The following is an 11,770-nucleotide window of genomic DNA, read 5'->3' as shown; positions in this document are numbered from 1 at the left end:
GACCTGCCCGTCGCCGGCGCGCCGGCGGAGCCGGCCCGCCGCTCCACCGCCCGCGCGGACGCGCTCGTCGAGCCCTTCCCGGACGAGGACGACGAGAGCGACGTCGACGACGTCGACGTCGAGGAGGCCCCCGGCGCCGAGGACGAGACCGACGACGAGGCCGCCGACGCGTTCGAGCGCGACGAGGAGGAGCCCGGCTCCTCGCGCCGCCGCCGCCGCCGCGGTGGCCGCGGCCGCCGCGGGCGCACCCGCGACGAGGACGCGCAGGACGCGCAGGACGGCGAGGAGGACGAGGGCGAGGAGCCCGCGCCCGCCGCCGTCGAGGCCGACGCGGACGAGGAGGACGCCGAGGGCCCCGACGAGGCCGACGAGGCGGAGGAGGAGGCCGAGGGCTCCTCGGGCTCCTCGCGCCGCCGCCGCCGCCGTCGTCGCCGCTCCGGCGCCGGCGAGGGCGAGGAGGCCTCGCCGGACGACCCGCCGAACACGGTCGTGCGGGTCCGCGAGCCGCGCCGCGCCCGCAGCACCGGCGCGAGCACCGGCACCGGCGAGGACGAGATCACCGCGCTCAAGGGCTCCACGCGCCTGGAGGCGAAGAAGCAGCGCCGCCGGGAGGGCCGCGAGCAGGGCCGCAAGCGCGCCATCCTCACCGAGGCCGAGTTCCTGGCCCGCCGCGAGAGCGTCGAGCGCGTCATGGTCGTGCGCCAGCAGGACGACCGCACGCAGATCGGCGTGCTCGAGGACGGCATCCTCGTCGAGCACTACGGCGCCCGCCGCGCGCAGACGACGATGGTCGGCAACGTCTACCTCGGCCGGGTCCAGAACGTGCTGCCCAGCATGGAGGCCGCGTTCGTCGACGTCGGCAAGGGCCGCAACGCCGTCCTGTACGCCGGCGAGGTCAACTGGGACGCCGCCGGGCTGGAGGGCCAGCCGCGGCGCATCGAGGTCGCGCTGAAGTCCGGCGACCCCGTCCTGGTGCAGGTCACCAAGGACCCGGTCGGCCACAAGGGCGCCCGCCTCACCAGCCAGGTCTCGCTGCCCGGGCGCTACCTCGTCTACGTCCCGCGCGGGTCGATGACGGGCATCTCGCGCAAGCTGCCCGACACCGAGCGCGCGCGGCTGAAGAAGGTCCTCAAGAAGGTCGTCCCCGAGGGCGCCGGCGTCATCGTGCGCACCGCCGCCGAGGGCGTCGCGGAGGAGGAGCTCGCCGCCGACGTGCAGCGGCTGCAGGCCACCTGGGAGGCCATCCAGGCCAAGGCCTCCAGCAAGAACGCGCCGGTGCTGCTGCACGGCGAGCCGGACCTCACCGTCCGCGTCGTCCGCGACGTCTTCAACGAGGACTTCACCCGCCTCGTCATCTCCGGCGACGAGGCGTGGGAGACCGTCCACGGCTACGTCGGCGACGTCGCCCCCGACCTCGCCGACCGCCTGGAGCGCTGGAGCGGGCCGGAGGACGTCTTCGCCCACCACCGCGTCGACGAGCAGCTGCAGAAGGCCCTCGGGCGCAAGGTGTGGCTGCCCTCGGGCGGCTCGCTGGTCATCGACCCCACCGAGGCGATGCACGTCATCGACGTCAACACCGGCAAGTTCACCGGTGCGGGCGGCACGCTCGAGGAGACGGTGACGCGCAACAACCTCGAGGCCGCGGAGGAGATCGTCCGCCAGCTGCGGCTGCGCGACATCGGCGGGATCATCGTCATCGACTTCATCGACATGGTCCTGGAGTCCAACCGCGACCTCGTGCTGCGCCGGCTCGTGGAGTGCCTGGGCCGCGACCGCACCAAGCACCAGGTCGCCGAGGTGACCTCGCTGGGCCTGGTGCAGATGACCCGCAAGCGCACCGGCCAGGGGCTGGCCGCCGTGCTCGAGGAGCTCGAGGAGGCCGGTGAGAGCGCCTCCGCGCCCTCGGGCGGCCCCGCGGGCGCCAACGGCTCCACGGGCGCCGGGTCCGGCGGCAACGGCTCCGGCAACGGCTCCGGCAACGGCTCCAACGGCTCCAACGGGGCCTCCGGCGGCGGCTCCACCGGCGGCAAGTCCCGCTCGCGGCGCGGCCGCGGCCGGGACAAGGCCGTCGAGGAGGTCGAGGAGGCCCCCGCCGCCCCGGCCGCGGCCGTCAAGGAGCCGGCCAAGGACCCCGCCGTGCTGGCGGCCATCGCGGCCGTCGCCGCGGCCGGGCGCCGGGACAAGGACGCCGACGAGGGCGGTGCCGGCGAGGCCCCGCGCCCGTCGGTGGCGGCGCTGGAGTCGGCCGTCGAGGCGGCCGCCCAGGCGGTCCACGGGACCGTCGCGGTGGCCGAGGAGTGAACCGCGCCGGCTCCGGCCGGCCGGTCGTTTTGACCCCCGGGGCTTGCGTTCCGTACGCTTGACCCCTGGTGCGCCATCGTGCGCGAGCCTCCGACTGCCCAGTCAGTCCGGTGGCGTTCCAGTTCGTGACGAGAGAAACGGGTTCGTTGTGGTGTACGCCATCGTCCGCGCCGGCGGCCGGCAGGAGAAGGTCTCGGTCGGCGACGTGCTGACCATCGACCGGGTTCCCGTGGCCAGCGGAGAAACCCTCCAGCTGCAGCCCCTGCTCCTCGTCGACGGCGAGACCGTCACCCACGACGCGTCTGCGCTCGCGGGTGTCAAGGTCACCGCCGAGGTGGTCGAGGAGGCCAGGGGCCCCAAGATCACGATCCTCAAGTACAAGAACAAGACCGGGTACCGCAAGCGCCAGGGCCACCGCGCGAAGCTGACCCGCGTCAAGATCACCAGCATCGGGGAGTGACGTCAGCTCATGGCACACAAGAAGGGCGCGAGCTCCTCGCGCAACGGTCGTGACTCCGCCGCGCAGCGCCTCGGTGTGAAGCGCTTCGGCGGTCAGGTCGTCAGCGCGGGCGAGATCCTCGTCCGCCAGCGCGGCACCCACTTCCACCCCGGTGCGGGTGTGGGCCGCGGCGGCGACGACACGCTGTTCGCGCTGGTCCCGGGCGCCGTCGAGTTCGGCACCCGTCGTGGCCGCAAGGTCGTCAACATCGTCGCTGCGGGCGAGTGACGACGCACCAGTCGTGATCGCGGAGGGGCGGGCCGGGCAACCGGTCCGCCCCTCCGCGCGTTCCACCCCGCCCCGCCCCTCCCGCAGGAGGGCCGGGGACCTGCCAGAGACTCGGAGAAGCCGTCATGTCCACCCACTTCGTGGACCGCGTTGTCCTGCACGCCGCCGGCGGTGACGGCGGCAACGGCTGCGCGTCGGTGCACCGCGAGAAGTTCAAGCCGCTCGGCGGGCCGGACGGCGGCAACGGCGGCCGCGGCGGCGACGTCGTCCTCGAGGTCGACCCGCAGGTGACCACCCTGCTGGAGCTGCACCGCCGCCCGCACCGCAGCGCGCCCGACGGCCGCTTCGGCATGGGCTCGCACCGCAACGGCGCGGAGGGCGAGGACCTGGTCATCGGCGTGCCCGACGGCACGATCGTGCGCTCGGCCACCGGTGAGCTGCTGGCGGACATGGTCGGCCCCGGCACCCGCTACATCGCCGCGGCCGGCGGCCGCGGCGGCCTGGGCAACGCCGCCCTGGCCTCGCCGCGCCGCAAGGCCCCCGGCTTCGCGCTGCTGGGGGAGCCCGGTGACGCCCGCGACGTCGTCCTGGAGCTGAAGACCCTCGCCGACGTCGCGCTCGTCGGGTTCCCCAGCGCGGGCAAGTCCAGCCTCGTCGCGGCGATGTCGGCGGCCCGGCCCAAGATCGCCGACTACCCGTTCACGACCCTCGTGCCCAACCTCGGGGTCGTGGAGGCCGGCGACACCCGCTTCACCGTCGCCGACGTGCCCGGGCTCATCCCCGGCGCCAGCGAGGGGCGCGGGCTCGGCCTGGACTTCCTGCGCCACGTCGAGCGCTGCGTGGCGCTGGTGCACGTGCTCGACGGCGCCAACCTGGAGACCGACCGCGACCCGGTCAGCGACCTGGAGGCCATCGAGAAGGAGCTGGCCGCCTACCCCGTCGACGAGGGCACCGTGCCGCTGCACCAGCGCCCGCGCATCATCGCGATCAACAAGGCGGACGTGCCCGACGCCCGGGAGATGGCCGAGATCGTGCGCGCCGACCTCGAGCGCCGGGGCGACCCGGTCCTCGTCGTCTCCGCGGCCTCGCACGCGGGGCTGCGCGAGCTGGCCTTCGCCATGGCCGAGCTCGTCCAGGCCGCCCGCTCCGCGGCGCCCGAGGCCGCGCCCACCCGCGTCGTGCTCAACCCGCCCGCCGTCGACGAGACCGGCTTCGCGGTCACGCGCGAGGAGTACGGCGACGTCGAGGACCGCCGGGTCCGCTTCCGGGTGCGCGGGGAGAAGCCGCGCCGCTGGGTGCGCCAGACCGACTTCACCAACGACGAGGCCGTCGGCTACCTCGCCGACCGGCTCGCTCGGCTGGGCGTCGAGGACGAGCTGTTCAAGGCCGGCGCCACCCCCGGCGCCGAGGTCGTCATCGGCGACGACGCCAACGCCGTCGTCTTCGACTGGGAGCCCACGATGGTCGCCGGCGCCGAGGTGCTCGGCCAGCGCGGCTCGGACCTGCGCCTGGAGGACCACTCCCGGCCCACCCGCGACGTCAAGCGCCAGCAGGAGCGCGAGCGCCGGGCCGCCAAGGCGGCCGCGCGCGAGGAGCTGGAGGTCGAGCGCCGCGCCGGGCACTGGACCGCCGACGACGAGCCGGGCGCGCCCGTCGAGCGCGCGGCCGTCGGCGCCGCCGACGAGGAGTCCTCCGAACGGTGAGCACCACTGCGGCGGTGGCCCGGCGCGAGGAGCTGCGCCGGGCCGCCCGCGTCGTCGTCAAGGTCGGCTCGTCCTCGCTGACGAGCGCTGCCGGCGGGCTGGACGCCTCGCGCCTGGACGCCCTCGTGGACGTCCTCGCCGCGCGGCGCGCCGCCGGCGGGCAGGTCGTCCTCGTCTCCTCCGGCGCGATCGCCGCGGGGCTGGCGCCGCTCGGGTTCGGCAAGCGCCCGCGCGACCTGGCCAGCCAGCAGGCCGCGGCGAGCGTGGGCCAGGGGCTGCTGCTCGCGGAGTACGCCCGCGCCTTCGCGCACGCGGGGCTGACGGTCGGGCAGGTCCTGCTGACGGCCGAGGACGTCGTGCGCCGCACCCACTACGGCAACGCCCAGCGCACCCTGGAGCGCCTGCTGGGCCTGGGCGTCGTGCCGGTGGTCAACGAGAACGACACCGTGGCCACCCACGAGATCCGCTTCGGCGACAACGACCGCCTCGCCGCGCTGGTGGCGCACCTCGTGCGCGCCGACGCGCTCGTGCTGCTCTCCGACGTCGACGCCCTCTACGACGCGCCCCCCTCGCGGCCCGGTGCGCAGCGGCTGCGCACCGTGCGCGGGCCGGAGGACCTGGCCGGGGTGACGGTCGGTGCGGCAGGTGCCGCGGGCGTGGGCACCGGGGGGATGGCGACGAAGGTGGAGGCCGCCTCGATCGCGGTGGCCGCCGGGGTGCCGGCGCTGGTGACCTCCGCGGCGCTGGCGGCGCAGGCCCTCGACGGCGCCGACGTGGGGACCTGGTTCCCGGTGCCGGCCGCGCGCCGCTCCCGCCGCAGCACCCGGCAGCTGTGGCTGGCGCACGCCGCCGCCCCCGCCGGGCGCCTCGTCCTCGACGACGGCGCCGTGCGCGCGGTGCGCCAGGGCCGCTCCTCGCTGCTGCCCGCCGGCGTGACCGGCGTGAGCGGGCGCTTTCGGGCGGGCGACCCCGTGGACCTCGTGGACCGAAACGGTCACGCGCTGGCCCGCGGGCTGGTGAACTACTCCTCGGAGGAACTGCCGGACATGCTCGGCCGGTCGACGCGCGAGCTCGCCCGGCAGTGGGGTCCGGCCTACGAGCGCGAGGTGGTCCACCGCGACCACCTGGTGCTCCTGGGGCGTTGAGCCCCTCCAGCAGCGAGCAGCGTCGAGCCGGGGAGCCGGGTGTGGTGGAGCCGTCGTCGTCGCTGTGGTCGGTGACGCTGACGGTCGCCGGTGCGGCGGTCGAGGTCGAGGAGCTGCGGGCGGCGCTGGACCGGCTGCTGGGCGAGCACCCCTTCCTCTCCAGCGTGCGCTACTGCGCCACCCGCGTCGAGCTGCGCTACTGGGACGAGGCGCGCGACGCCGACGACGCCGCGGCGATGGCGCTGCGGCTGTGGCCGGAGCACCGCAGCCGCACCGGGCTGCCCCCGTGGTCGGTGGTGGGCGTGGAGGTCGTCGACCGCACCACCGTGGAGCACCGGGTCGCCCAGCAGGGCGCCCAGCAGGGCGCCCGGCGCCGTCCGCACGCCGGCGCGCGCCCGCGCACCCGCTCGCTGGACCTCATCGGCGACATCGCCCCCTGGTGAGCCCGGCGGGAGCCCGCCGAGCCCCGCGCGCGGGCCCGGTGCGCCGGGGAACGCGGGTGAGGGCGGGGGCCGGTGCGTCCTACCCTGTCCCCATGACCCTCGAGGCACCCGCGCTCGACGCCGCCGCCGTCCCCGCAGCCCCCTCGACGGAGGAGGCCGTGCTCGCGGTCTGCCGCCGCGCCAAGGCCGCCTCGCGACCGCTGCGGGTGGCGACGAGGGCCGCCAAGGACGCCGCGCTGCTCGCCGTCGCCGACGCCCTCGTGGCCGCCACCGCGCGCATCGTCGCGGCCAACGAGGAGGACCTGGCCCGCGGCCGGGCGCAGGGCACCTCCGCGCACCTGCTGGACCGCCTGCGCCTGGACCCGCCGCGGGTGGCCGCCGTGGCCGCCGCCGTGCGCGAGGTCGCCGCCCAGCCCGACCCGGTCGGGGAGGTCGTGCGCGGCTCGACGCTGCCCAACGGCCTGCGGCTGCGCCAGCTGCGGGTGCCGATGGGCGTGCTCGGCGTCGTCTACGAGGCCCGCCCCAACGTCACCGTCGACGTCGCGGTCCTCGCGCTCAAGAGCGGCAACGCCGTCGTGCTGCGCGGCGGGTCCGCCGCCGCGTCCACCAACACGGTGCTCGTGCAGGTGCTGCGCGCGGCCCTGGAGTCCGCGGGCCTGCCCGCCGACGCCGTCACGAGCATCGACGAGCACGGCCGCGACGGCGTGGGCGTCCTGCTCACCGCCCGCGGGCTCGTGGACCTGCTCGTGCCCCGCGGCGGCGCGGAGCTGATCCAGCGCGTGGTGCGCGAGGCGACCGTGCCGGTCATCGAGACGGGCGTGGGCAACTGCCACGTCTACGTCGACGCCTCCGCGGACCTGCGCCAGGCCGTCGACGTCGTCCTCAACGCCAAGACCTCGCGCCCCAGCGTCTGCAACGCCGCCGAGACCGTCCTGGTGCACTCCGCGCTCGCGGCCGACTTCCTGCCCACGCTGCTCAGCGCCCTGCACGGGGCGGGCGTGGTGCTGCACGCCGACGCCGCGGCGCGCGCGGCGGCCGAGGCGGCGGGGGTCCCCTCGGTCGCGGTGACCGACGAGGACTGGGCCGCGGAGTACCACGGCCTGGAGATCGCCGTCGGCGTCGTGGACTCCGTCGACGAGGCCGTCGAGCACATCGCCCGCTGGTCCTCCGGGCACACCGAGGCGGTGCTGGCCACCGACGTGCGGGTGGCCGACCGCTTCTGCGCCGCCGTCGACTCCGCCGTCGTCGCGGTCAACGCCTCGACGCGCTTCACCGACGGCGGGGAGTTCGGCCTGGGCGCCGAGGTGGGCATCTCGACGCAGAAGCTGCACGCGCGCGGGCCGATGGGCCTCTCGGAGCTGACGACGACGACGTGGCAGGTCCTCGGCGACGGTCACGTGCGCGTCTGAGGTCCCTCCTCCCGCCGGCCCTCCTCGAGGCTGTCGGCGGCGACCAGGTACGCCGGCCGCCCCTGCAGCTGCACGTAGAGGCGGCCGACGTACTCGCCGAGCACCCCCAGGCACAGCAGCTGCAGCGTGCCCACCCCGGCCACGACGGCCAGCGTCGAGGTCCAGCCCGGCACCGTGGAGCCGGCCGCGAAGGAGACCAGCGCGTACACCAGCAGCAGCGCCGTCAGCACGGCCCCGCCGAGGCCGAAGAACGTCGCCAGCCGCAGCGGGGCGGTGGAGGAGCCGGTGATGGCGTCCACCGACAGCCGCAGCATCCGCACGAGCGGGTACTTGGTGCGGCCGGCGCCGCGCGCCTCGCGCACGTACCCCACCCGGGCGGAGGCGAAGCCGAGCTCGGGCACCACCAGCCGCAGCACCCGGTGCTGCTCGGGCAGGCCGAGGACGGTGTCCACGACGACCCGGCTGGTGAAGCGGTAGTCCCCGGCCTGCGCGGGGGCGGTGCCGCCCAGGGCGCGCACGAGGCGGTAGAAGGCCGCCGCGGTCAGCCGCTTGAGCCGGGTGTCCACGGAGCGGTCCTCGCGCACGGCGTAGACGACGTCGGCGCCGTCGCGGGCCGCGGCCAGCAGCCGCGGCAGCAGCTCCGGCGGGTCCTGCACGTCGGCGTCCATCGTGACGACGCCGTCGCGGCCGCGGGCGCGGGCCAGGCCCGCCGACAGCGCCGCCTGGTGGCCGGAGTTGGTGCGCAGCCGCACCACGCGCAGCTGCGGCCAGCCGCGGCGCAGCCGCGCCAGCACGACGGGGGTGGCGTCGGCGCTGCCGTCGTCGACGACGAGGACCTCGTAGCCGGCCAGGCCGCGCGCCAGCAGGTCGTCGAGCACGGGGCGCAGCCGGGCGGCGAAGGCGGGCAGCACCTCGGCCTCGTCGTAGGCGGGCACGACGACGGACAGGGCGGGCCGGTCCTCGGCCGGGGGCGGCTCGGGGCGGGCGGACACGCGGTGATCCTCTCGCACACCCGCGCGGCCGGTCCCCGGGCGGCGTGCGAGGATGGGCTCCGAGTGCCCGCCCGACCTGGAGGATCCCCATGCTGCACGCGCTCGTCGCGGAAGCCGCTCAGCAGACCGAGGAGCACGGCGTCGACCTGCCCATGCCCCCGCTCGCGTTCGGCATCGTCGCGATCTGCATCCTGCTCGCCATGCTCCTGGTGACCTGGGCGTTCAAGAACTCCGGCACCCGCCACTGACCTCGCCCGCCGTGCCCGACGCGACGAGCCCCTCCTCGCCGGCGGCCGCGCCCGGTCCGGGCGGGCGCCGCCCGCGGCTGGGCGTCATGGGCGGCACGTTCGACCCGATCCACCACGGGCACCTCGTGGCCGCCAGCGAGGTCGCGGCGCGCTTCGAGCTGGACGAGGTCGTGTTCGTGCCGACCGGCCGGCCGTGGCAGAAGTCCCAGCGCGACATCACCCCGGCCGAGCACCGCTACCTCATGACCGTCATCGCGACGGCCTCCAACCCGCGCTTCACCGTCTCGCGCATCGACATCGAGCGCGGCGGGTTCACGTACACGATCGACACCCTGCGCGAGCTGCGGGACCTGCGCCCCGAGGCGGACCTCTTCTTCATCACCGGCGCCGACGCCCTCACGCAGATCCTGCAGTGGAAGGACGTCGCGGAGCTGTGGTCGCTGGCCCACTTCGTGGGCGTCAGCCGCCCCGGGCACGCGCTCAGCGACGACGGCCTGCCGCTGGACGGGGTGAGCCTGCTGGAGGTGCCGGCGCTGTCGATCTCCTCCACCGACTGCCGCGCGCGCGTCGCCGACGGCCTGCCCGTGTGGTACCTGGTGCCCGACGGCGTCGTGCAGCACATCAGCAAGCACCGCCTCTACGCCCGGGCCGCCCGGAGCGAGCCCGCCGCCGTGGGAGAATCGCAGGACTGACCGAACCCCCGCGCCCCTGCCGGCCGGGGCCGACCGAGGAGTTCCGTGCCCGCATCCGAGCGATCCCTCGAGCTGGTGACCAGCGCAGCGGCCGCCGCGGTGGACAAGCTCGCGACCGACGTCATCGCGCTCGACGTGTCCGAGCAGCTGTTCATCACCGACGCCTTCCTGCTCGCCTCCGCGCCCAACGAGCGCCAGGTCCGCGCCATCGCCGAGGCGGTCGAGGAGAAGCTGCTGCCCCTGGGGGCCAAGCCCGTGCGCCGCGAGGGCGAGCGCGAGGGCCGCTGGGTCCTGCTCGACTTCGTCGACGTCGTGGTCCACGTCCAGCACGCCGAGGAGCGCGAGTACTACGCCCTCGAGCGGCTGTGGAAGGACTGCCCGCCCATCGAGCTGCCGGTGCCGGCGACGGCTCCCGACAGCCAGGCGTGACGGCCTCGACCCTCGTCCTCTGGCGGCACGGGCGCACCGCGTCCAACGCCGAGAACCGCTTCCAGGGCCAGCTCGACGTCCCGCTGGACGACGTCGGGCGCGCCCAGGCGCGGGAGGCGGCCGCGCACCTGGCCGCGCTCGGCGTGGACGCGCTCGTCGCCTCCGACCTCTCGCGCGCCGCGGACACCGCGGCGGCCCTCACGGCGCTCAGCGGCGTGCCCGCCCGGCTGGACCCCGCCCTGCGCGAGGTCGACGCCGGGCGCTGGCAGGGGCTGCTGCACCACGAGATCACCGCGCAGTGGCCGCAGGAGTACGCGGCCTGGCGGCGCGGGGAGGACCTGCGCATCGGCGGCGGTGAGACGCGCACCGAGGTCGCCGAGCGCACCACCGCGGCCGTGCGGGGCCACGCCGACGCCGTCGACGACGGCGGCACCCTCGTCGTCGCCTCGCACGGGGCGGCCCTGAAGGCGGCGCTGCTGCGCCTGCTCGGCCTCCCCGTCACCGCCGGCGGCGCCTTCGCCGGTTTCCGCAACGCCCACTGGGCGGTGCTGCGCCGGCGCGCGGAGGGCTGGTCGCTGGCGGAGTACAACGCGGGGCCGCCGGGTGCCGGCGTGGGCGCCGAGGGCTGAGCGCGGGTCGCCCGCACCCCCCGCCCGTGGACGCACGCGGGGGTCGTCTCGACCACCGCGCGGAGTGCGGTAGTGTTGTCCTCGTTGCCGGGCGGGAACGCCGGGTGACGAGCAAGGGGCTGTGGCGCAGCTGGTAGCGCACCTCCATGGCATGGAGGGGGTCAGGGGTTCGAATCCCCTCAGCTCCACCTGACGAAGGGCCCGGACATCCGTCCGGGCCCTTCGTGCGTCCCCGGGCGGGCCGCGCACCGTCCTGGTCAGCCGCCCTCCAGCAGCCGCAGGACGCCCGCCGCCGCCGCGCGCGCCGTCCGCGCCGACCCCCGCGTCGACGGCTGCCCGCTGCGGGTGAGGACGCTGACCAGGACGGTGCGCGCCCCGCGCTGCGCCAGGCCCACCACGGCCGCGCTGCCGTACCAGCCGGTGCCCGCCGCGTGCGTGAAGCACCACCCGCCCGGCAGCGGCGCCGTCGCCAGCCACGAGCGCAGCTGCGCCCGCGCGGGCGCGGGCAGCGCGGTGCCGACGAGGACGCGGCCGTAGCCGCGGGCCAGCGCCGTCGCGGTCGTCACGTCGCGCGGTTCCCACGGCTGCCCGCCGCTGCTCTCGGGCGCCCAGCGGTCCAGGCGGGTCGTGCGGTCGCCGAGCTCGCGGCAGGAGCGGGTGAACCCGCGCGGGCCGCCGACCAGCCCCAGCAGCAGGTTGGCGGCGGTGGCGTCGGCCCGCCGCAGCGCCGCGTCGCACAGCTGCTCCACGCTCATGCCGTCCGACAGGTGCCAGCAGCACACGGGGGAGCCGTCGACGAGGTCGTCGGGGGAGAAGCGCAGGTGCCGGCGCAGCACCGCCGGCCCGCCGGTGCGCAGCAGCCGGGCCGCCACCAGCCCCGCATGCAGGCAGAGCAGGGGACGCGGGACGTCGGCGCGGTGGGCCAGCCGGGCGCCGGTGCGCAGGTCCAGCGCCCACGCGCTCGCACCGCACGCCCGCAGCGCCGGCACCTGCGCTTCTCCCCCGACGACCTCGTCGACGGCTCCCCCGTGTGCTGCTGGCACCTGTCGGAC

At 76.3% G+C, this 11,770-nt stretch carries 13 protein-coding genes and 1 tRNA gene; 12 read left to right on the top strand and 2 right to left on the bottom strand.

The window, feature by feature from the left end; translation table 11 throughout:
• From GTQ99_RS12740 to GTQ99_RS12710, 7 genes are all read left to right on the top strand, one after another.
• Window positions 1-2,301 (top strand): Rne/Rng family ribonuclease (locus GTQ99_RS12740; RefSeq protein WP_166616110.1); only part of this gene is annotated, 2,301 nt, incomplete at its 5' end.
• A gap of 148 nt (window positions 2,302-2,449) precedes the next feature.
• A complete protein-coding gene (gene rplU, locus GTQ99_RS12735; RefSeq protein ID WP_166616109.1) occupies window positions 2,450-2,761 on the top strand; it encodes a 50S ribosomal protein L21 in 312 nt (103 codons plus the stop codon).
• Between the two features lie 9 nt (window positions 2,762-2,770).
• Window positions 2,771-3,028: a 50S ribosomal protein L27 gene (rpmA, locus tag GTQ99_RS12730; RefSeq protein WP_166616108.1), complete on the top strand. Its 258-nt coding sequence runs from the start codon at window positions 2,771-2,773 to the stop codon at window positions 3,026-3,028.
• 125 nt (window positions 3,029-3,153) lie between these two features.
• Window positions 3,154-4,731 carry a GTPase ObgE gene (gene obgE, locus GTQ99_RS12725; RefSeq protein WP_166616107.1) on the top strand — a complete coding sequence of 526 codons (1,578 nt, stop codon included), beginning with the start codon at window positions 3,154-3,156 and terminating at the stop codon, window positions 4,729-4,731.
• Entirely contained in the window at window positions 4,728-5,876 is a 1,149-nt protein-coding gene (proB, locus tag GTQ99_RS12720; protein ID WP_338074957.1) for a glutamate 5-kinase, read from the top strand. The genes obgE and proB overlap by 4 nt, the downstream gene beginning before the upstream one ends.
• Window positions 5,877-5,917: 41 nt before the next feature.
• Window positions 5,918-6,319 (top strand): hypothetical protein, encoded by a 402-nt coding sequence (locus tag GTQ99_RS12715; RefSeq protein WP_166616106.1) that lies wholly within the window; start codon window positions 5,918-5,920, stop codon window positions 6,317-6,319.
• A 92-nt stretch (window positions 6,320-6,411) separates the two neighbouring features.
• On the top strand, window positions 6,412-7,728 hold the full coding sequence (locus tag GTQ99_RS12710; RefSeq protein WP_166616105.1) for a glutamate-5-semialdehyde dehydrogenase: 1,317 nt from the start codon (window positions 6,412-6,414) through the stop codon (window positions 7,726-7,728).
• On the opposite strand, the gene GTQ99_RS12705 is transcribed toward GTQ99_RS12710, so the two are convergent.
• Window positions 7,713-8,720 carry a glycosyltransferase gene (locus GTQ99_RS12705; RefSeq protein ID WP_166616104.1) on the bottom strand — a complete coding sequence of 336 codons (1,008 nt, stop codon included), beginning with the start codon at window positions 8,718-8,720 and terminating at the stop codon, window positions 7,713-7,715. The two genes, GTQ99_RS12710 and GTQ99_RS12705, sit on opposite strands and share 16 nt — an antisense overlap.
• Before the next feature lie 89 nt (window positions 8,721-8,809).
• Between GTQ99_RS12705 and GTQ99_RS12700 the strand changes: the two genes are divergently transcribed.
• From GTQ99_RS12700 to GTQ99_RS12680, 5 genes are all read left to right on the top strand, one after another.
• A complete protein-coding gene (locus GTQ99_RS12700; protein ID WP_166616103.1) occupies window positions 8,810-8,968 on the top strand; it encodes a hypothetical protein in 159 nt (52 codons plus the stop codon).
• Window positions 8,969-8,979: 11 nt separating this feature from the next.
• Window positions 8,980-9,660 carry a nicotinate-nucleotide adenylyltransferase gene (gene nadD / locus GTQ99_RS12695; RefSeq protein WP_166616102.1) on the top strand — a complete coding sequence of 227 codons (681 nt, stop codon included), beginning with the start codon at window positions 8,980-8,982 and terminating at the stop codon, window positions 9,658-9,660.
• A gap of 45 nt (window positions 9,661-9,705) precedes the next feature.
• The gene (gene rsfS, locus GTQ99_RS12690; protein WP_166616101.1) at window positions 9,706-10,089 is read left to right on the top strand and encodes a ribosome silencing factor; all 384 of its coding nucleotides are present in this window, start codon (window positions 9,706-9,708) and stop codon (window positions 10,087-10,089) included.
• Window positions 10,086-10,718, top strand: coding sequence for a histidine phosphatase family protein (locus tag GTQ99_RS12685; RefSeq protein WP_166616100.1), 633 nt, complete (start codon window positions 10,086-10,088; stop codon window positions 10,716-10,718). Before rsfS ends, GTQ99_RS12685 begins: the two co-directional genes overlap by 4 nt.
• Window positions 10,719-10,833: 115 nt before the next feature.
• A tRNA-Ala gene (locus tag GTQ99_RS12680) sits at window positions 10,834-10,906 on the top strand.
• A 69-nt stretch (window positions 10,907-10,975) separates the two neighbouring features.
• Here GTQ99_RS12680 and GTQ99_RS12675 read toward each other — a convergent pair.
• Window positions 10,976-11,770, bottom strand: a 795-nt coding sequence (locus GTQ99_RS12675) for a serine hydrolase (protein ID WP_205707378.1), incomplete at its 5' end; no start/stop codon positions are given.

The organism is Kineococcus vitellinus, assembly GCF_009906315.1.
Taxonomy (GTDB): domain Bacteria; phylum Actinomycetota; class Actinomycetes; order Actinomycetales; family Kineococcaceae; genus Kineococcus; species Kineococcus vitellinus.
Note: the sequence above shows the minus strand (reverse complement) of the source record. Positions and strands in the feature narration are given on the sequence as shown.